Annotated in this window: 21 protein-coding genes and 1 other RNA gene; 18 read left to right on the forward strand and 4 right to left on the reverse strand. The window is 60.4% G+C overall.

Annotated features, from left to right (window positions below; genetic code table 11):
- Position 1: 1 nt before the first annotated feature.
- Positions 2 to 1,210: a multidrug effflux MFS transporter gene (locus RDL77_RS07725; RefSeq protein WP_223612765.1), complete on the forward strand. Its 1,209-nt coding sequence runs from the start codon at positions 2 to 4 to the stop codon at positions 1,208 to 1,210.
- 145 nt (positions 1,211 to 1,355) lie between these two features.
- Here RDL77_RS07725 and ssrA read toward each other — a convergent pair.
- Positions 1,356 to 1,713, reverse strand: a transfer-messenger RNA (tmRNA) gene (gene ssrA, locus RDL77_RS07730).
- 145 nt (positions 1,714 to 1,858) lie between these two features.
- Here ssrA and RDL77_RS07735 point away from each other — a divergent pair.
- The 7 genes from RDL77_RS07735 (at position 1,859) to RDL77_RS07765 (ending at position 7,751) form a co-directional block, all read left to right on the forward strand.
- Complete coding sequence (locus RDL77_RS07735) at positions 1,859 to 2,170, forward strand: DUF2853 family protein (RefSeq protein WP_223612766.1); 312 nt, start codon at positions 1,859 to 1,861, stop codon at positions 2,168 to 2,170.
- 116 nt (positions 2,171 to 2,286) lie between these two features.
- Positions 2,287 to 3,081, forward strand: a complete 795-nt coding sequence (locus RDL77_RS07740) for a thymidylate synthase (protein ID WP_223612767.1) — start codon at positions 2,287 to 2,289, stop codon at positions 3,079 to 3,081.
- A 79-nt stretch (positions 3,082 to 3,160) separates the two neighbouring features.
- Positions 3,161 to 3,661: a dihydrofolate reductase gene (locus RDL77_RS07745; protein WP_223612768.1), complete on the forward strand. Its 501-nt coding sequence runs from the start codon at positions 3,161 to 3,163 to the stop codon at positions 3,659 to 3,661.
- A gap of 194 nt (positions 3,662 to 3,855) precedes the next feature.
- On the forward strand, positions 3,856 to 4,962 hold the full coding sequence (gene hflK, locus RDL77_RS07750; protein WP_105732232.1) for an FtsH protease activity modulator HflK: 1,107 nt from the start codon (positions 3,856 to 3,858) through the stop codon (positions 4,960 to 4,962).
- On the forward strand, positions 4,962 to 5,888 hold the full coding sequence (hflC, locus tag RDL77_RS07755; RefSeq protein WP_223612769.1) for a protease modulator HflC: 927 nt from the start codon (positions 4,962 to 4,964) through the stop codon (positions 5,886 to 5,888). Before hflK ends, hflC begins: the two co-directional genes overlap by 1 nt.
- 13 nt (positions 5,889 to 5,901) lie before the next feature.
- The gene (locus RDL77_RS07760; protein ID WP_288192426.1) at positions 5,902 to 6,087 is read left to right on the forward strand and encodes a DUF2065 family protein; all 186 of its coding nucleotides are present in this window, start codon (positions 5,902 to 5,904) and stop codon (positions 6,085 to 6,087) included.
- A 134-nt stretch (positions 6,088 to 6,221) separates the two neighbouring features.
- On the forward strand, positions 6,222 to 7,751 hold the full coding sequence (locus RDL77_RS07765; RefSeq protein WP_288192427.1) for a DegQ family serine endoprotease: 1,530 nt from the start codon (positions 6,222 to 6,224) through the stop codon (positions 7,749 to 7,751).
- Positions 7,752 to 7,810: 59 nt separating this feature from the next.
- Here RDL77_RS07765 and serB read toward each other — a convergent pair whose 3' ends face one another.
- Complete coding sequence (serB, locus tag RDL77_RS07770) at positions 7,811 to 8,698, reverse strand: phosphoserine phosphatase SerB (RefSeq protein WP_288192428.1); 888 nt, start codon at positions 8,696 to 8,698, stop codon at positions 7,811 to 7,813.
- A 20-nt stretch (positions 8,699 to 8,718) separates the two neighbouring features.
- Here serB and miaA point away from each other — a divergent pair, with 20 nt between their 5' ends.
- Positions 8,719 to 9,615, forward strand: a complete 897-nt coding sequence (gene miaA, locus RDL77_RS07775; RefSeq protein WP_374042688.1) for a tRNA (adenosine(37)-N6)-dimethylallyltransferase MiaA — start codon at positions 8,719 to 8,721, stop codon at positions 9,613 to 9,615.
- On the opposite strand, the gene RDL77_RS07780 is transcribed toward miaA, so the two are convergent.
- Positions 9,612 to 11,492, reverse strand: coding sequence for an ATP-binding protein (locus tag RDL77_RS07780; protein ID WP_288192430.1), 1,881 nt, complete (start codon positions 11,490 to 11,492; stop codon positions 9,612 to 9,614). The genes miaA and RDL77_RS07780 overlap by 4 nt on opposite strands.
- Before the next feature lie 365 nt (positions 11,493 to 11,857).
- Here RDL77_RS07780 and RDL77_RS07785 point away from each other — a divergent pair, with 365 nt between their 5' ends.
- From RDL77_RS07785 to RDL77_RS07820, 8 genes are all read left to right on the forward strand, one after another.
- Positions 11,858 to 13,663, forward strand: a complete 1,806-nt coding sequence (locus RDL77_RS07785) for an acetolactate synthase 3 large subunit (RefSeq protein ID WP_288192431.1) — start codon at positions 11,858 to 11,860, stop codon at positions 13,661 to 13,663.
- Positions 13,664 to 13,685: 22 nt separating this feature from the next.
- Positions 13,686 to 14,258 carry an acetolactate synthase small subunit gene (gene ilvN, locus RDL77_RS07790; RefSeq protein ID WP_091877790.1) on the forward strand — a complete coding sequence of 191 codons (573 nt, stop codon included), beginning with the start codon at positions 13,686 to 13,688 and terminating at the stop codon, positions 14,256 to 14,258.
- A 112-nt stretch (positions 14,259 to 14,370) separates the two neighbouring features.
- Positions 14,371 to 14,964 carry a LysE family translocator gene (locus RDL77_RS07795; RefSeq protein ID WP_288192432.1) on the forward strand — a complete coding sequence of 198 codons (594 nt, stop codon included), beginning with the start codon at positions 14,371 to 14,373 and terminating at the stop codon, positions 14,962 to 14,964.
- A gap of 37 nt (positions 14,965 to 15,001) precedes the next feature.
- Positions 15,002 to 15,619 carry a nitrile hydratase subunit alpha gene (gene nthA, locus RDL77_RS07800; protein WP_223612777.1) on the forward strand — a complete coding sequence of 206 codons (618 nt, stop codon included), beginning with the start codon at positions 15,002 to 15,004 and terminating at the stop codon, positions 15,617 to 15,619.
- Positions 15,616 to 16,275, forward strand: a complete 660-nt coding sequence (gene nthB, locus RDL77_RS07805; protein WP_288192433.1) for a nitrile hydratase subunit beta — start codon at positions 15,616 to 15,618, stop codon at positions 16,273 to 16,275. The genes nthA and nthB overlap by 4 nt, the downstream gene beginning before the upstream one ends.
- Positions 16,262 to 16,624 (forward strand): nitrile hydratase accessory protein, encoded by a 363-nt coding sequence (locus RDL77_RS07810; RefSeq protein ID WP_288192434.1) that lies wholly within the window; start codon positions 16,262 to 16,264, stop codon positions 16,622 to 16,624. Before nthB ends, RDL77_RS07810 begins: the two co-directional genes overlap by 14 nt.
- Positions 16,605 to 17,072, forward strand: coding sequence for a hypothetical protein (locus RDL77_RS07815; RefSeq protein WP_288192435.1), 468 nt, complete (start codon positions 16,605 to 16,607; stop codon positions 17,070 to 17,072). The genes RDL77_RS07810 and RDL77_RS07815 overlap by 20 nt, the downstream gene beginning before the upstream one ends.
- 61 nt (positions 17,073 to 17,133) lie before the next feature.
- Entirely contained in the window at positions 17,134 to 18,261 is a 1,128-nt protein-coding gene (locus tag RDL77_RS07820; protein WP_288192436.1) for an ATP-dependent RecD-like DNA helicase, read from the forward strand.
- A 25-nt stretch (positions 18,262 to 18,286) separates the two neighbouring features.
- On the opposite strand, the gene RDL77_RS07825 is transcribed toward RDL77_RS07820, so the two are convergent.
- Positions 18,287 to 18,988: a TenA family protein gene (locus tag RDL77_RS07825; protein WP_288192437.1), complete on the reverse strand. Its 702-nt coding sequence runs from the start codon at positions 18,986 to 18,988 to the stop codon at positions 18,287 to 18,289.
- Positions 18,989 to 19,128: 140 nt separating this feature from the next.
- On the opposite strand from RDL77_RS07825, the gene RDL77_RS07830 reads away from it, so the two are divergent.
- A complete protein-coding gene (locus tag RDL77_RS07830; protein ID WP_288192438.1) occupies positions 19,129 to 19,869 on the forward strand; it encodes a pyridoxine 5'-phosphate synthase in 741 nt (246 codons plus the stop codon).
- Positions 19,870 to 19,922 lie beyond the last annotated feature (53 nt).

A 19,922-nucleotide genomic window follows, 5' to 3' on the forward strand; every position in this document is an offset into this window, starting at 1 on the left:
CATGACGACCTCTTTCTTTCGTACGGCCCTCATTCTTGGTCTCCTGTCGGCCATCGGACCATTTGCGATCGACATGTATCTCCCGGCGCTACCGTCCATCGGCAAGGATCTCAGCGCCGAAAACAATGTCGTGCAGATGAGCCTTCTGGCGTTCTTTATTTCCTTCGCCATCTTCCAGCTGATCTATGGGCCGCTTTCCGACATGTGGGGCCGCAAGGCGCCGCTCTATATGGGCATCGGCCTGTTTGCCGTGGCCAGCGTCGGCTGCGCGCTGTCGAATGACATCGAAACGCTGATTGCCTTCCGCTTCCTGCAGGGCATCGGCGGCGCGGCGGGCATGGTCATTCCGCGCGCCATCGTTCGCGACATGCACACGGGTGTCCAGGCGGCGCGTCTGATGTCGCTGCTGATGCTGGTCTTCAGCATTTCGCCGATCCTTGCGCCGCTCACCGGCAGTGCCGTCATCAGCTTCTATGGCTGGCGCGGCGTGTTCTGGGCGGTGACGATTGCCGCCTTCATCGGGCTGATCCTCCTGTCGACACAGCTGAAGGAAACCCGCCCCAAGGCCGCACGCGTGGAGAGCAGCCTTGGCAGCGCCATGGCCGCCTATCGCCTGCTGCTCAGCGACCGCAACTTCCTGACGCTGACCTTCATCGGCGGGCTGGGTATTTCGAGCTTTCTCGTTTACCTCGCCAACTCGCCCTTCGTGCTGATCGACCATTACGGCCTGACGCCGACACAGTACAGCATCGCCTTCTCGATCAATGCGGTGTCGTTCTTTACGGTATCGCAGCTGACCGGCTGGCTCGGCGACCGTTTCGGTCTGGTGCGTGTGATGCGCATGGCCTTGACCGCCTTCTCGTTCACCATGGCGGCCATGGTTGTCGTCATGGCGCTGGGCTTCAACCAGCTGCCGGTCTTGGCGACATTCCTGTTCATCGGTTACGGCTTCCTCGGTCTGGTCATTCCGACGACCGCGGTGCTTGCCCTTGAAGATCATGGCGAGATTGCCGGTACGGCGTCAGCCCTGATGGGAACGCTGCACTTCGTGACGGCAGCTGTCGCAATGGTAATCGCCGGTCTGTTCTTCAACGGCACGGCACTGCCGATGGCGGCGGGTATCGGCCTGTGCGCCGTGGCGGCCTTCATTCTGACGCAGCTGACAATCGCGCGCCGCCGCGTTGTCGAAGCGGAAGCCGCTGCGGAGTAACCAGCCTCGCTCATCCACTCAGGCGAAGGCCCGGAACCACAGTTCCGGGCCTTCTGCATTTCTGCAGCGCAGGACGATTGACGCAACAGGGTGCGCAAAGCCTGAAGACGGCTTGCGGCGTGGCGGATTTTCAAAAAGGGGGAAAGGTGGAGGTTTCTGTTGCCAGGTACCTCCGAACCCCGCCTAGAAGTGCGAACCCCTAGGACTTAATTTGAAGCGATCACACCGCAATTAAGCAGCGAGACGTGCTTCCGCATAGTTGTCGTTTGCAACTACTGAGTTAGCCCGATAACGGTGGTACTATGCCGGGCAAAAGAGCGATTTTTACACCCTTGTCGATCCTATTTCGCCCCCGCCACAATGCAGTCCTGCAACTGCACTCTGGTGGAGGCGCCGGGTACCGCCCCCGGGTCCAATAGGCTTATTGTATCGTCCGTTTATCACCATAGCTGGCCGAAGCCAGCAAGACCTATATAGGTGGTGTCGCGGCGAAATGAAAGAGCGGCATTGACAGGTTCCTGTAGCTGGGGAATGTTTCCTGTGTCTAACGAGTCATCGCCTTATGCAGCTGCCGGTTGTGCGGTGTCTTTTGTGTCAGGGAGGGTTTCAGTGCCTGGGCATTGAAACCAACAATCAGGGGATTTTTTCATGAGTGACTATCTAGCAGATGTACGTCATTACGATGCGGGTGCGGACGAGGCGATTGTCACAAAAATCGTCAAACATCTCGGAATTGCCCTGCGCAACCGGGATTCTTCGCTGGTTTCCTGCTCGGATCCGGAAGAATTGGCCCGTGTTCGTACCAGTTGGGTTGGCAAGAAGCTCGGCGTTACCGATGCTGCCAAGGCCGATGCTGCCATTCACGCCGTCTGCGAAAAGATGAAAGATCACCGTTCCAAGGGCCGGGTCACCTTCTATTATCTGACGGCAAAAGAGCTCGGACTGCTCGGCAGCCTCTGAGCGTTGGGTGGACCGAAATGGATCCCCGGTGATTCGCCGGGGATTTTTGCCGCCTGTGCTTGTGGATCACACAGAAGTTTTACTGCTTCGTGAAACGAATCTGCTAAAGAGAAGCCATGCGCGCTTATCTTGATCTTCTCCAGCATGTGCTCGATACCGGCGTCGACCGCGGCGACCGTACCGGGACAGGCACACGTTCCGTTTTCGGCTACCAGATGCGATTCGATCTGTCGGCGGGTTTTCCCGCCCTGACGACCAAGAAACTGCATCTCAAATCCATCATCCACGAGCTGCTATGGTTCCTGAAAGGCGAAACGAACATCGCCTATCTCAAGGAAAACGGCGTGACGATCTGGGACGAATGGGCCGACGAGAACGGCGATCTCGGGCCGGTCTATGGCTATCAGTGGCGCTCCTGGCCTGCGCCCGACGGCCGGCATATCGACCAGATTGCGAATCTTGTCAGTGCGATAAAGCAAAATCCCTATTCGCGGCGTCTGATCGTTTCCGCATGGAATCCGGCGCTGGTCGATGAAATGGCGCTGCCGCCCTGCCACTGCCTGTTCCAGTTCTATGTGGCCGACGGAAAGCTTTCCTGCCAGCTCTACCAGCGCTCCGCCGATATTTTCCTCGGCGTGCCGTTCAATATTGCATCCTATGCCCTGCTGACCCTCATGGTGGCGCAGGTCACGGGTCTGCAGCCGGGTGATTTCGTCCACACGCTGGGCGATGCGCATCTCTATGCCAACCATTTCGAGCAGGCGCGGCTGCAATTGAGCCGTACGCCGGGTCCTTTGCCGGTCATGCGCCTTAATCCCGACGTGAAAGACCTCTTTGCTTTCACATTCGACGATTTCAGTCTTGAGAACTATGTGGCCGAAGCGAGCATCAAGGCGCCGATCGCCGTCTAGGGTCAAGACCCGTTGATCTGGTCGAATTGCTCGCGCTCTTTGGTTCACGCTGTCTGCTTTCCCGGAAGGAATAGGTCCAATGATCAGTTTTGTTGTTGCCGTCGCGCAGAACGGGGTTATCGGCCGTGACAATGGCCTGCCGTGGCGCCTTTCCTCCGACCTGAAGCGGTTCAAGGCGGTCACTATGGGCAAACCCATCATCATGGGGCGCAAGACCTGGGATACGCTCGGCAAGCCGCTGCCGGGACGCACCAACATCGTCATCACCCGCGATCCCGCCTTTGCCGTGGACGGTGTCATTGCGGTCCGTTCCGTGGATGAGGCGCTGATGATTGCCGGCAGCCATGCGGCGGCGGACAAGGTGGATGAAATCTGCGTTATCGGCGGCGGCGAGATTTATCGCCAGCTCCTGGACCGGGCGCACCGTCTTCACATCACCTGGGTTCTGGCCAATATCGAGGGCGACGCGTTTTTCCCTCCCATCGATCCGAAGAACTGGAACGAAGTGTTTCAGGAAGAATTCCCGGCGGGTGAAAAAGACAATTATCCGACCCGCTACACGATTTACGAACGACGCTAGAATTTGCCGCTTATCCGGCAATCAATATGAAAATTTCGTGATAAGCGGTCATAATCGTTCGACTTTTTACCAAATTAGCATGAAAAACCGCGCTGCGCGTTGAAAGCGCGCCTTGCGATCCCTATAAACGGGATATCGGGTTAGCGGGACGTTGCCATGGGGTGGCGAATCTCGTTCCAAAACATGAGGTAGGAATGCCCTGGAGTAATCAGAACGGTGGCGGCGGCCCTTGGGGTGGCGGCGGTAACAACAATGGCGGCGGCGGCGGTCCATGGGGCCAGAAGCCGCAAGGCGGAGGTCCCGGAGGTAATCCGCCCGACCTTGAAGATATTATCCGCCGTGGCCAGGACCGTCTGCGCCAGGCACTTCCCGGCGGCACCGGCAGCAGTTCGACGATCTTCGGATTGGCGGCGCTTGCCCTGGTTGCCTTCTGGCTTTTCCAGTCGATCTACACGGTCCAGCCGGATGAACGCGCTGTCGAACTGCGCTTCGGCAAGCCGAAGGCGGATATTTCCGAGCCCGGCCTGCACTTCCATCTCTGGCCCATCGAGACCTATGAAAAGGTCCAGATCGTCGAGAAGCAGAAGAACATCGGCGGGCAGGGCGTATCGGGCGCCAAGGAAGGCCTGATGCTGACCGGCGACCAGAACATCGTGAACGTTCAGTTCTCCATTCTTTACCGCGTTTCCGACCCGGTTGCTTACCTCTTCCATGTGCAGAGTCCGGAAAACATGGTCCAGCAGGTCTCCGAGAGCGCCATGCGTGAAATCGTTGGCCGCAGCCCGGCGCAGGACATTTTCCGCGACAATCGTGCGGGCATCGCCAATGACGTGCGCGGCATCATCCAGAAGACACTGGATGATTACGGCGCCGGTGTTCAGGTCAATGCCGTCTCCATCGAGGATGCGTCGCCGCCGCGTGAAGTGGCCGATGCCTTCGATGAAGTGCAGCGTGCCGAACAGGACGAAGACCGCTTCGTCGAGGAGTCGAACCAGTATTCCAACCAGAAACTCGGTCAGGCCCGCGGTGAAGGTGCGCAGATCCGCGAAGATGCGGCCGCCTACAAGAACCGCATCGTGCAGGAAGCACAGGGTGAGGCCCAGCGCTTCACATCGGTCTATGACCAGTATGTGAAGGCGCCGGAAGTGACCCGCAAGCGTCTTTTCCTCGAAACGATGGAACGTGTGCTGAAGGACTCGAACAAGGTGATTGTCGACCAGAAGAACGGTCAGGGGGTCGTGCCCTATCTGCCGTTGTCGGAGATCACAAAGCAGCAGCGCCCGACTGAGGGGACAAAGTAATGAGCCAGAATCGTCTTCCTCTTATTGCGGGTCTCATCGCATTCATCGCCCTTTTGGTTTATTCCTCGGTTTTCGTCGTCAATGAACGTCAGCAGGCCATTGTCCTGCGCTTCGGCCAGATCGTCGATGTGAAGACCCAGCCCGGTATCTATTTCAAGCTGCCGTTCGGCTTTCTTGAAGCCGACAATGTCCAGATGATCGAAGATCGTCTGCTGAGCTTTGAACTCGACAATATCCGCGTTCAGGTTTCGGGCGGCAAGTTCTACGAAGTCGATGCCTTCCTGGTCTACCGAATCACCGATCCGCGCAAGTTCCGCCAGACCGTGTCGGGCGACGTGGAATTCGCACAGGCCCGTTTGCGCACGCGTCTCGATGCATCCTTGCGTAGCGTTTACGGTCTGCGTGGATTTGAAGCCGCGCTTTCCGACGAGCGTGCGGGCATGATGCGTGAAGTGCGCGAACAGCTGCGTCCGGATGCGGAATCGCTGGGTCTCGAGATTGCGGACGTGCGCGTTCGCCGGACCGACCTGACCCAGGAAGTGTCGCAGCAGACGTTCGAGCGCATGAAGGCCGAGCGTCTTGCCCAGGCTGAATTCCTGCGGGCCCGCGGCCGTGAAGCTGCCCAGCGCATCAAGGCGATTGCCGATCGCCAGGTGGTCGAGATCATTGCGGAAGCCCGCAAGGAATCGGAAATCGCCCGCGGTGAGGGTGAAGGCGAGCGCAGCCGGATCTTTGCCGATGCCTTCTCCAAGGATCCGGATTTCTTCGCGTTCTACCGGTCCATGGCTGCCTATGGCACGGCGCTGGATAATACGGGGACAACGATGGTGCTTTCGCCCAATTCCGAGTTCTTCCGGTATTTCCAGGATGCCAATGGTGGCGCTGTTCCGCCGGCGCCGGCCGCTGCAAAACCTGCCCCGCAATAGGGGCAGGCCAGGCATGATCGACTTTCTGGATGCCGTAGGGCTGTTCCTCGTCTTCGAGGGGCTGCTCTACGGCTGTTTCCCGCTGATCGCAAAGCGCGTCGCGCGGGATGTCAGCGGACAGCCGGATGGCTTTCTGCGCATGGCCGGTGTCGCGTCGGTTGCCATCGGCGTGGTTATCGTCTGGCTCGCACGGGGGTAAGGGCGGGCCCCGCCATTACCTAACTTGATCAGACTTGCAGTCTGACGGCCATATTTTCGTCTACTCTCGCGGCTCTGTTGTAATTCATCGCTATTTATTTTTTAATCCGAGTACACTGACAAAGGCCCGAACGCATGGTTTTCACTCCTGGTCGCCCGATTTTCCGTTCTGCCACTGCGGCAATCGCGCTGATTGCCCTGTCCGCCACGAGCGTGACGCCCGCCTTTGTGACCATCGCGGCAGCACAATCGGCGCAGCCGAAAGCCCAGGGCCCGGCATCCGTCGCCGATCTCGCCGAGGGTCTGCTGGATGCGGTGGTCAATATTTCGACGTCGCAGACCGTCAAGGGGCAGGATGGCGATTCCGGACCGGTTCCCATGCCGAAAGTCCCCGAGGGATCGCCGTTCCAGGAGTTCTTCGACGAGTATTTCGGCAAGCAGAAGCCGGGTGAGAACAATCCGTCCCGCAAGGTTCAGTCATTGGGCTCCGGCTTTGTCATCGATGCGGAGCAGGGCATCGTCGTGACCAACAATCATGTGATCGCCGATGCGGATGATATCGAGGTGAATTTCACCGATGGGTCGAAGCTGAAGGCGGAACTGGTCGGCAAGGACACCAAGACCGATCTGGCGGTGCTCAAGGTCGACCCGAAAAGGCACAAGCTGGTCGCGGTCAAGTTCGGCGATTCCTCTAAGGCCCGTATCGGCGATTGGGTCATGGCCATCGGCAACCCATTCGGTCTTGGCGGCACCGTGACGGTGGGTATCGTTTCCGCCCGCAACCGCGACATCAATTCCGGCCCCTATGACAATTTCATCCAGACGGATGCGGCGATCAACCGGGGCAATTCCGGCGGCCCGCTGTTCGACATGTACGGACAGGTGATCGGGATCAACACGGCGATCATTTCGCCGACCGGCGGATCGATCGGCATCGGCTTTGCCATTCCGGCGGACCTCGCATCCGGTGTGATCCAGCAATTGCGCGACCATGGCGAAGTGCAGCGCGGCTGGCTTGGCGTGCGCATCCAGCCGGTCACCGACGATATCGCCGAAAGCCTGGGGATGACCTCAAGCAAGGGTGCGCTGGTTGCCGGTATCATTGATGGCGGTCCCGTGGCCAACGGCTCCATCCTGCCCGGTGATGTCATCACCAGGTTCGACGGCAAGCCGGTGAACAATGTAAAGGACCTGCCGCGCGCCGTGGCGGAAAGCCCTGTCGGCAAGGAAGTCGATGTCGTCGTGGTGCGCAAGGGCAAGGAACAGACGGTCAAGGTCACGCTCGGCCGGCTGGAAGATACAACCGACGCCAAGACCAAGGAGAAATCCCAGTCGCAGACCGATCAGGATGAAGACGCCGCGCAGGATGTGGATGTCCTCGGCATGACGCTCGGCGTGCTCGACGATGACAGCAGAAAGACATTCGGCATTGCCAAGGAGGTCGAGGGCGTTCTGATCACCGAAGTGCAGGCCCAATCGATTGCCGCGAACAAGCGGATCGAAGCGGGCGACGTGATCGTCGATATTGCCCAGGAAGCCGTCAAGACGCCGGAAGACGTGGCTGCCCGCATCGAGAAGCTGCGCGATGAAGGCCGCAAGAATGCCCTTTTGATGCTGGCATCCAAGACGGGCGAATTGCGCTTCGTGACTTTGCAGATGAACTGACGTCTCAACGACCTCAGCAAAAAGGCGGCCAATGGCCGCCTTTTTTGTTTCCGGCGCTGTCAGATGACAAAGTCGGTCTTGCGATAGCCCTGGATGTAGAGCAGCGCGGTGAGATCGCCATGATCCACCCGGACCTTTGCCTGTGCCGCGACCGACGGCTTGGCGTGGAGTGCGACACCTGTGCCGGCAAGCTGCAGCATGCCGAGGTCATTGGCGCCGTCGCCGACGGCAAGAGCCTCGTCCGGTGACAGGTTGAAGCGTTCGCAGATGGCGTTGAGTGCGGCGACCTTGGCCTCGCGGCCGAGGATGGGTTCGGTGACTTCGCCGGTGAGCGTTTCACCATTGTCGATGAGCGTATTGGCGCTGTTCTCGTGAAAGCCGATCATGGCGGCGATGCGCTGGGTGAAGACGGTAAAGCCGCCCGAAACGAGCGCCGTATAGGCCCCATGTTTGCGCATGGTGCGAACAAGCTCGGGTCCGCCGGGCATGAGGGTGATACGGCTGGCGATGACCTTGTCGATGACGGAATAGGGCAGGCCCTTGAGCAGTGCCACCCGTTCACGCAGGGCGGGCTCGAAGGCGATCTCGCCGTTCATGGCGCGGGCGGTGATGGCCGCCACCTTGTCGCGCAGGCCGGCCTCTTCGGCCAGTTCGTCGATGCATTCCTGCTGGATCATGGTGGAATCCATGTCGGCGATCAGGATTTTCTTGCGCCGTGTATCCTGTTCCTGCACGACGATATCGATGGGCTCGCCATCGACGATCCGCGCCAGTTCCGCATGGGCCTCCACCGGGTCAGAGCCTGTGCGCAGGGCGAGATCGCAGGCAATTCCGTCGGCCAGCCAGTAAAGTCCTGTTGCATTGAGTGCCGCTGAGGCTTTAATCCCGAGCGATGCGCTGAGACGGGGTGAAGCCGGATTGGCGATAAGCGTGGCCATCAAGGGCATGAGCATTTCCCGATTGGACGATTGGTGTGACAAGAAGACAGACAATCCTGATAGCCGGACCGACGGCAAGCGGCAAGTCGGCATTGGCGCTGCGCTATGCCGAGGAAACCGGCGGCTGGATCGTCAATACCGATTCCATGCAGGTCTACGGCGTGCTCGATGTGCTCACCGCACGGCCGGGGCCGGATGATCTTCGGCAAGCGCCGCATTGCCTCTATGGCCATGTCCCGCCGTCCGAAGCCTATTCCACCGGCCGCTGGTTCGCCGATGTCGAACACCTGCTGAAAACCGAAGCTGCGGGTGACCGCCCGCTGATCTTTGTCGGCGGCACCGGGCTTTATTTCCGGGCGCTGCTCGGCGGCCTCTCGGCCATGCCGGACATACCCGATGATGTGCGGGCCTATTGGCGCGCGCAGGACGCGCAGGTCGGTGCGCAGCAGCTGCACGCCATTTTGAGCGAAAAAGACCCGCAGGCCGCGGCGGCGCTGCGCCCGACCGACAGCCAGCGCGTCGTGCGGGCGCTGGAAGTGATCGACGCATCGGGACGGTCGATCATCGATTGGCAGAAGCAAACCGGCACGCCTTTGATCGATGCGGCCTCGGCCCGCAAGATCGTCATCGACCCGGACCGGGCCTGGCTTGGCGAACGGATCGCGCTGCGGTTTGCAACCATGCTGGAGAAGGGAGCGGCCGGGGAGGTCAAAGCCCTGCTTGCGCTCGGATTGTCATCCGATCTGCCCGCCATGCGAGCCATCGGGGTCGGTGAAATCGCCAGGATGCTGGCAGGCACGATCACGCCTGCACAGGCAGCCGAGCTGTCGACAATTGCGACGCGGCAATATGCCAAGCGGCAAATGACCTGGTTCCGCAACCAGCTCGGCGACGACTGGGAGCGGATCGCCTATCCCGGCCCTTAAGTCTTGTCGGTGCGGAAGCTGCGGATGAGGTCGCTGGCGCGAAACCCTTCGGTCTCGGATCGCGCCGGTTTGCGCGGCTCTTCGATGATCGGGGCGGATTCGGCCGCGCGCCACTGGCTCCGGACCGGTTCCGGCGGGAGGGGTACCGCGGGGCGCTGGACCATCGCCGGCTTTTCCGGGGCCAGAAAACCGGCCGATGCATGTTCGGTCGTGGTGCTGTCGGCAGCATTCAGCTGGCGCATCCGGACGAGGATCATGTCGAGCGACACGTGGCTGTCGCCGCTGCGCATGGCTTCCTGCTGCTGCGTCATATGCGCGGCGGGCAGATGTTCCGGCGCGATGGTTTCGAACATCATGCGCATCGGTGTCGGCACGGCCTCACCGAAGGCGATCGCCTCGCGGTTGGCGATCGACGACAGGAAGCCCACGGCGCTTTGCGACGCGCCGCTGATGGCGCCGCGGACGATTTCCTGGTCGCGCTCATTGCCGAGCCGCATGGCGAAAACCGTGCTGCACTGGGAGAGGATCGTCGGGTCGAGCTCGCCGGGACGCTGGGTGATGACGGAGAGATAGACGCCGTATTTGCGGCCTTCCTTGGCGATGCGTGCAATGGCCTGGCGCGTCGGCCAGAACCCGGCACTGGTATCGGCGGGGATATAACGGTGTGCTTCCTCGCACACGACAAGCGTCTGCACATTGCCATCGCTGGAAACAGCGAGGTCAAAAGCCATCCGGCAGAGAACCGAGGCGACGGAGTTCACCACTTCCGACGGCAATCCCGCCAGCTGGAACACGCAGATGGGCCGGTCGTTTTTCGGCACGCGGAAAATGTGGCCGACGGTCTGGCGCATCGTATCGAGTGTTGCCGGGGCCGAGAACATGAAGCGGTAGCGCGGATCGGCGACCAATGCCTGCAGGCGGTAGCGCAGCGCCTTCATGGTCGGCCGGTCCGTCTTGCCGTCGAGCTGGCCGATGCGCTCCTCCAGCAGCTTGATCAGATCCGCCATCCGGTAGGGCGTTGGCGTATCGGCGGTCATCGAGGCAAAGTCACGTTCTTTCCTTAGGAGGGACGATGTGGCGGCCGCTTCAACATTGGCGAAACGTTCTTTGGCGAGCGGAATGAGATCGCGCAGAATATCGATTTCAGCCGCGATTTGCGGGCGTCCGCGGAACACGGCTTCGCCGAATTCCTCCAGCTTGAACATCCAGTACGGCAAATCGAAGGTGCTGTAGTCGATGGAAATGGCGAGATCGGGAAACGCGCTGGCAAATTCGTTGTGCGGATCAAGAATGAGGACGCGCAGATCGGGACGCTGCGAAATGATTTTGCGCAAAAGCAGGGTCACGGCGCTGGATTTGCCGACGCCCGTGCTGCCAAGCACGGCGAAATGGCGGGAGATCAGGCTGTCGACCGAGATCAGCGCCGGAATGTCGGCATTCTGCGAGAGGTGGCCGATGGAAACCGTGTTCTTCAGCGATGTGGTGTAGATGGTGGCCAGATCGGCGGCGCGGATGCGATGGGCGATGGCGCCCATGTGCGGATAGGTGGTGATGCCCGAGGAGAAGCGCAATTTGCCGTCGATATGCGCATCGACCTGGCCGACGAGTTCCACATGGATATGGATGCTTTGATCGACATCCTGCTGCCATTCGGCATTGGGCAGCTCAACCTTGTAGACAAGACCAACCACACGGCTGTCGGCAACCTGAATGGAGATAAGCTGGCCGACAGACCAGTAATCGTCCGATGCCGTGATCGACGGGCCGGTCTTGGCGTGGATGATGGCCTTGTCGCCGTTGCATTCGATGACATGCCCATCGGTCCGGTTGCGGACCATCGGTCTTGATTGTGCAGAGGGCAGGGCTTCAGCGCTCATGGGTCGTGGTCAATCCTGGGACTTGGCAACGGAATTGAACTCTAGGCGCAAGGCATTGAGAATATCTTAGCGATGCATTTCACATTTGAAGGATGTTGCGCCAAAGCATTGCTTTGTTTGCGAACATTTCAATTTCCTGAATTTTGCCGTTGACGGATAGAGTTTGCTTAATTATCGTCCGCGACCATGAAAACAGTTCTTATCGTCGTGGGACCGCGCATGGGCAGGGTGTTGTAAGCACCCGGCGGAAGCTCCCATGCGCGAAACACAGGCTCCTTCGGGGGCCTTTTTTATTTCCAAACCTTACGCTAAACGAAAACACCTTCTGGAAGGCCGAGAGCCGCAGAATACACGGGAAGAGATCGATGACCGCAGACAAGCAGGATAGTGACAACCACACATCGCAACGACGGGAGATGACCGGTGCCGAAATGGTCATTCAGGCACTCATCGATCAGGGCGTGACGGACATTTTCGGATATCCGGGTGGTGCGGTCCTTCCCATTTATGACGAGCTGCATCAGCAGGACAAGATCAATCACGTGCTGGTTCGCCATGAGCAGGGCGCCGGTCACGCGGCGGAGGGCTATGCCCGTTCCACCGGCAAGGTCGGCGTGATGCTGGTCACATCCGGCCCCGGTGCGACCAATGCGGTGACGCCGCTGCAGGATGCCTTGATGGACTCCATCCCGCTGGTCTGCATCAGCGGCCAGGTTCCGACCACGCTCATCGGCTCGGATGCGTTTCAGGAATGCGATACGATCGGTATCACGCGTCCATGCACCAAGCACAACTGGCTGGTGAAGGACGTCAACGATCTCGCGCGCATCCTGCACGAAGCCTTCCACGTGGCGCGCACCGGCCGTCCGGGGCCGGTTCTCGTTGACGTGCCGAAAGACGTCCAGTTTGCCACCGGCTTCTATACGCCGCCGGAAACATCGCCGCGCACCAGCTATCGTCCCAAGGTCGAGGGCGATATCGAGGCGATCAAGCAGGCCGTTGCCCTGATGGCGACAGCCAAGCGCCCGGTCATCTATTCCGGCGGCGGTGTCATCAATTCCGGCCCGCAGGCCAGCCATCTGCTGCGCGAACTGGTGGAGCTGACCAATTTCCCGATCACCTCGACGCTGATGGGCCTCGGCGCCTATCCGGCATCAGGCAAGAACTGGCTGGGCATGCTGGGCATGCACGGCACCTACGAGGCCAACATGACGATGCATGATTGCGACGTCATGGTCTGCATCGGCGCGCGCTTCGACGACCGCATCACCGGGCGCCTCAATGGCTTCTCGCCCAACTCGAAGAAAATCCACATCGATATCGACCCGTCCTCGATCAACAAGGCGGTTCGCGTCGACATTCCCGTGGTTGGCGATGTTGGCCGGGTTCTGGAAGACATGGTCCGGCTGTGGCGCGCTTCGTCCGAAAAGCCTGAAAAGAAGGCGATAGGCGAATGGTGGGCGCAGATCGACAAATGGCGGTCGCGCAAGTCCCTGTCCTATACACGCAACAAGGACGTGATCATGCCGCAATATGCCCTGGAGCGGCTCTATGCGCTGACCAAGGATCGCGACACCTTCATCACGACGGAAGTCGGGCAGCACCAGATGTGGGCGGCACAGTTCTATGGTTTTGAAAAGCCCAACCGCTGGATGACCTCCGGCGGCCTCGGCACCATGGGGTATGGCCTGCCGGCGGCGTTGGGCGTGCAGATTGCCCATCCCAATTCGCTGGTCATCGACATTGCCGGCGATGCCTCGGTGCAGATGACCATGCAGGAAATGAGCGCGGCGGTGCAGTACGAAGCGCCGATCAAGATCTTCATCCTGAACAACCAGTATATGGGCATGGTGCGCCAATGGCAGCAATTGCTGCATGGCAACCGCCTGTCCCACTCCTATACGGAAGCCTTGCCCGATTTCGTCAAGCTGGCGGAAGCCTATGGTGGCCATGGCATCCGCTGCGAAAAGCCGGGCGATCTCGACGATGCCATTCAGGAAATGATCGACGTGAAGAAACCGGTTCTGTTCGATTGCCGCGTGGCCAATCTGGCAAACTGCTTCCCGATGATTCCGTCCGGCAAGGCGCATAATGAGATGCTTCTGCCTGACGAAGCGACGGATGAAGCCGTTGCCAATGCCATCGATGCCAAGGGACGGCAGCTCGTTTAACAAACCGGAGAGGAAACACCAAATGAACGCTCAAAATCTAGCCTCCGGCTCGGCATATTTTATTGCCAAGGAGACAGAGCTACCGATCACCACGGTGCTATCGGTTCTCGTTGACAACGAACCCGGCGTCCTTGCGCGGGTGATCGGCCTGTTTTCCGGCCGTGGCTACAACATTGAAAGCCTGACCGTCTCGGAAACCGAGCACGAACAGCATCTGTCGCGCATCACCATCGTGACGCGCGGCACCCCGCATGTGCTCGACCAGATCCGCCACCAGCTCGAACGCATCGTTCCGGTACACCGGGTGGTTGATCTTTCCGTCCGGGCTGACGAACTCGGCAATGACAAGCCGATCCAGCGCGAGCTGGCGCTGGTCAAGGTGGCGGGTCTTGGCGAGAACCGCAATGAGGCACTGCGTCTTGCCGATGCATTCCACGCCAAGGTGGCGGATGCCACGACAGAGCATTTCATCTTCGAAATCACCGGCAAGGGGTCGAAGCTCGATCAGTTCATCGCCATCATGAAGCCGCTCGGCCTCGTCGAGATCTGCCGGACCGGTGTCGCCGCCATGAACCGCGGCCCGCAGGGCATGTAGGCTTCAGCGGCAATCAGACTCAGGGATACGCAATTGTATCCCTGACAAGATTGCGATTGAGCGACATGAACCCGAAGCTTAAATCTTCCCCACGCATCAGATCCGGTTTGTCATGTCGCTCGAAATCTTTTTCACGCTCCTCGTTTTTGCCTTCGTCACGTCGATCACGCCGGGACCCAACAATCTGATGCTGCTCGCGTCCGGGGTGAATTTCGGCTTCCGGCGCACCATTCCGCATATGCTGGGCATCGGCAGCGGCTTCTTTTCGCTGCTGATCGGCGTCGGTCTTGGCCTGGGCGCCCTGATCCAGACCATTCCGCTGGTCTACACGATCCTCAAATTCGCCGGCGGCGCCTATCTGGTCTATCTCGCCTACAAGATCGCGACGTCGCGCTCGCTCGGCACGGTTGATAGCAATGCCCGCCCCATGACATTCCTAGAGGCGGCAGCCTTCCAGTGGGTCAACCCCAAGGCCTGGGTAATGGCGGTGACGGCGATGGCGACCTATACCGCGCCGCAGGCCTATCTCGCCACAGTGCTGATTGTCGGCATCGCCTTCGCCCTGGTCAACGTGCCCTCGGTGTCGAGCTGGGCGGCCTTCGGCCAGTTCATGCGCGGCTGGCTGTCGGACCCGGCGCGGCTGAAATGGTTCAATATCAGCATGGCGGCCTTGCTTGTCGCCAGTCTCTGGCCGATGCTGCGCTGATCTTGCACGAAATGCGGGAGGCGCATAAGTTTCCACCATGTCCCATGATCACGATCACCACCACGACAATGAACTCGATCCCATGGCCGCGCGGGTGCGGGCACTCGAAACCATCCTGACTGAAAAAGGTCTTGTCGATCCCGAGGCGATCCATGCCATTGTCGAGACCTATGAGACCAAAGTCGGGCCGCGCAACGGTGCGAAGGTTGTGGCCAAGGCGTGGGTCGATCCGGAATTCAATGCCTGGTTGAGACGCGATGCGACCGCAGCCATTGCGTCGCTGAGCTATACCGGCCGCCAGGGCGAGCACATGCAGGCGGTGTTCAACACGCCGGAAACCCACAATCTCGTCGTGTGCACGCTGTGTTCCTGCTACCCATGGTCGGTGCTCGGCTTGCCGCCCGTCTGGTACAAGTCGCCGCCTTACCGCTCGCGCGCCGTCATCGATCCGCGCGGTGTGCTGGCGGAGTTTGATCTGGTTCTGCCCGATACCACCAGCATCCGCGTGTGGGATTCGACCGCCGAGCTGCGCTACCTCATCATCCCGCTGCGCCCGGAAGGCACCGATGGCTGGAGCGAGGAACGGCTTGCCACGCTGGTGACGCGCGATTCGATGATCGGCACGGGGCTCGCCCGTGTGCCGGAGGTGGCATGAACGGGCCGCAGGATCTTGGCGGGCAGATGGGCTTCGGTCCGGTCAATCCGGAGAAGGATGAGCCCCATTTCCATGCGGCGTGGGAAAAGCGGGCGCTGGGTCTGACCCTGGCCGCCGGAGCCATGGGGCATTGGAACATCGACGAAAGCCGCCATGCCCGCGAAAGCCTGCATCCCGCCGACTATTATGCCTCCAGCTATTACGAGATCTGGACCAAGGCGCTGGAAGCGCTGCTGAAGCGCCATGGATTCGTCACCGATGCGGAGTTGGCGCAGGGACATTCGCTCGGCAAGGGAACAGAGCCCAAGCGCGTCCTGCAAGCGGAGAATGTTGCCGCCGTTCTGGCGAAGGGCGGTCCCTGCGACCGTCCGGTCGGACAGGCGCCGCGTTTCCAGGCGGGGAACCGCGTCAGAACCCGCAATTTCAACCCGCACACACATACGCGGCTGCCGCGCTACGCCCGTGGGAAAACCGGCATGGTAGAAGCTGTGCGCGAGGGCTTCGTCTTCCCGGACACCAATGCGCATGGGCAAGGCGAGAACCCGCAATATGTCTACACCGTCGTGTTCACGGCGGCGGAGATCTGGGGCGAGGGCGCCGATCCGACCCTGACCGTCAGCATCGACGCCTGGGAGAGCTATCTTGAGCCTGCGTGAGCTGATCGCGCATTCGCAAGGTTTGGGCGAAGGGATCGATGCGCCGGTTTTTGCCGAGCCATGGCAGGCGGAAGCCTTCGCCATGGTGCTGGCCCTGCACAGCCGGGGACTGTTCGGCTGGGATGAGTGGGCACAGGCGCTCTCCACCGAACTGAAACGGCCCGGTGCGCTGGAGGATGGCAGTGATTACTACCATCGCTGGGTCGCGGCACTGGAATCCCTCGTTGCGGCCAAGAACGTGGCAAAGTCGACGGATGTTGATGATCTCGCCGCTTCATGGCAACGTGCGGCCCACGCAACACCGCATGGTCAGCCGATCAGGCTGGAAAATGATCCGGAAAGGTCTTGAGATGCATGGAGCTTTGACGGTCCGCCGCGCAGCGATTGCATGGATGCTTGTGGCAGTGGCCAGTTTTTCCGCACCTGTCCGGGCGCAGGACGCGCCCTGGCCCGCAACCACCGAACAGGACCTGCGCAAGCTGCTGACCGGCGCGACCATCACCGGCGAAGTCAAGGCGCAGCCGCCGTTCAATTTCACCGAGTTTCTCGGAGTCGACGGTAAATCGCGCGGCAAGCTGATCGAATGCTGCAAGCCGGACAAGGTGCTGACCAACGGCATGGCCTATGCGGGCGAGTGGACGCTGGAGCATGACACGCTCTGCCTGCTCTATGAGGGTGAGGAGCAGAAGGTCTGCTGGCGCCTGCAGGTGAAGGGCGACGAATTCCGCATGACCGACACGGAAACCGGCTATTCCGGCGCGGGTAAAATCCGGCCCGGGAACCCGGATAATCTATAGTATAAGGTGTTATTCACCCATTTTCCTTGCCCTTTGCGGGCGAATCCTGTCAGTCAGGGCCATGCAATTATCACCACAACAGGATGAGGCGCTTGGCGCCGTTTCCAAATGGCTGAAAGACGGGCGCAGCCCGCTTTTTCGGCTTTTCGGCTATGCCGGTACCGGCAAGACGACGCTGGCCCGCTATTTCGCCGAGCATATTGACGGCGATGTGCAGTTCGCCGCTTTCACCGGCAAGGCCGCGCAGGTTCTGCGTTCGAAGGGCGCTGCCAATGCGCGGACGCTGCATTCGCTGATCTATCGTCCGCGCGGCGAAGAGGCGGTCGAGGACGAGACGACCGGCAAGACCAGCATCGCCCCGACCTTCTCGCTCAACCGGCAAAGCCCGGTCTCCAAGGCGAAGCTGATTGTCGTTGATGAATGCTCGATGGTGGACGAACAGCTCGGCCGCGATCTCATGAGTTTTGGCACGCCCATTCTGGTACTGGGCGACCCCGGCCAGCTGCCGCCCATATCCGGCGGCGGGTTCTTCACCGAACACGAGCCGGATTTCCTGCTCAGCGAAATCCACCGGCAGGCGCGCGACAATCCCATTCTCCGGCTTGCGCTCGATGTGCGCGAGGGGCGTGAGTTCGGCTACGGGGATTTCGGTGCGGCCAAGGTCATCTCCAAGAATGAGGTGACGCAGGATCTGGTGCTCGGCGCCGATCAGGTGCTGGTGGGTACGAACCGCACCCGCCGCCGCTACAATCAGCGCCTGCGCGAGCTCAAAGGTTTTTCCGCTTCCTTTCCGCAGGCGGGCGACAAGCTGGTGTGCCTGCGCAATGACCCGGCCAAGGGGCTGCTCAACGGCTCGCTATGGAAGGTCATGACCTCGTCGCGGGAGACCGTCAAACCGGGCATCAACCTGCTGGTGGCGCCGGAGGATGAAGAGCCGGGCAGGGGCGTGGCCAAGATCAAGCTGCTCAAGGCGCAGTTCGAGGATCCCGATACGGAAATTCCGTGGCAGACCAAGAAGCGCTACGACGATTTCGACTATGGCTACGCGCTGACGACCCACAAGGCGCAGGGCTCGCAGTGGAACGAAGTCGTGTTGTTCGATGAGAGCTTTGCTTTCCGCGATACGCGCGACCGCTGGCTCTACACGGCCATCACCCGCGCAGCCGAACGGCTGACGGTGGTGCGCTGAAAACTCTGAGCTGAACGGATCCGGTCTATTCAGCAAGCGCCGGGCCGAGCAGCCCCATCGACCAGAATCCAGCCTCCAGCCGTGTCGCCACGCGGAAACGGCGGTTGAGCGTCGTCCAGCGCCCGGACGTTTGCGGTGACGGGCCGAGCCGGGCATGCACACTGCTTTCGATGAGCCGTCCGACCGCGTGACAGGCCTCCTGATAGTCCTTGCCCGCATAGGCATCGATCCACGGTTGATAGGGATTGCCTGCCGATGCGGTGGCTGCAAGACGCGCGCCGATTTCGCCATAACCCATGACGCAGGGTGCAAGAGCCGCAATGAGATCAAGGAAGTCACCTGACAATCCGGCATCGATGACGTAGCGGGTATAGGAGAGGTTCTCCGGTTCCTCGTCGGTCTGCAGCAGCCTCTCGCGCGAAATCCCGGCCTTCGCGCATATCTCGATATGCAGCGGCATTTCATGGTTGACCAGTGCGTGGACCGTTGCCGATGCCAGCTCCAGTTCCTCATGGCTTTCCGCCTTCAGGACAGCCATGCCCCAGGCCCGCGAGAAGTGGAACAGGAAGATGTAATCCTGGACGAGATAGTGCAGAAAAGCTGTTTCGGGCAGGGAACCGTCGCCGAGGCCGCGCACAAAGGCGTGGTCGACATAGGCAGACCAGTCGGACGCGGCATGCGCGCGCCATTGGGCAAAAACCGGCGAGGAAAAATCGGATGGGCTCATCAAACCGTACTCTTTGCGGGCAAGAACTTGCGAGGCGAGGGGCCGGCCTGCCAACATCTTTCGGGTCGGACCAGATTCCAATGTTTAATGTTCGTTTTCTGCTGTAAAGATCAGGACAAGAAAAAACATTGGACTTCAGCATGACAGCTTCCCTTTCCGTGAACCTCAATGCAATCGCCATGTTGCGCAATCGCCGCGACCTGCCCTGGCCCAGTGTGATCGGGCTTGGCCGCGTGGCCTTGGCCGGCGGTGCTGCGGGCCTGACCGTGCATCCGCGTCCGGACGAGCGGCATATCCGCTTCGCCGACCTGCCGGAGATCCGCGCCCTGATCGATGACGAGTTTCCGCAGGCCGAATTCAACATCGAAGGGTATCCGACGGCGCAGTTTCTCGATCTCGTCGCCAAGAACGAGCCCGAGCAGGTCACGCTGGTGCCGGACGATCCGGCGCAGGCCACCTCCGATCATGGCTGGGACCTGACGAAGGACGGCGATTTCTTGGCGCCGATCATTCAGCAGTTGAAACACCAGTCGGCGCGGGTATCCCTGTTCATTGATGCCGATCCGGCTGCACCGGCGCTCGCCAAGGCGCTCGGGGCGGATCGTGTCGAACTTTATACCGGCCCCTATGGCGGCGCGCATGACGATCCGCGCCGCGAGGCACTGGAGCTGGACAGGCTGGCGAAGACCGCGGAAGCGGCGGCGAAGGCGGGTGTTGCCGTCAATGCCGGGCATGATCTGACGGTCGCCAATCTGCCTGCTCTGGTCAAAAGAGTGCCAAATCTGGTGGAGGTTTCCATTGGTCACGGGCTGACAGCCGATGCTTTGACGCACGGTATGTCGCGGGCTGTGGAAAGATTCATGAATGCGCTTCAAGTCTAGTGCGTTGATTCGCGTGCAGGATTTGCGTTGCCATGCGTTTTTGCATAACGTGG

The sequence above is a fragment of the uncultured Phyllobacterium sp. genome (assembly GCF_902479695.1).
In the GTDB taxonomy this organism is placed as follows: Bacteria; Pseudomonadota; Alphaproteobacteria; order Rhizobiales; family Rhizobiaceae; genus Phyllobacterium; species Phyllobacterium calauticae.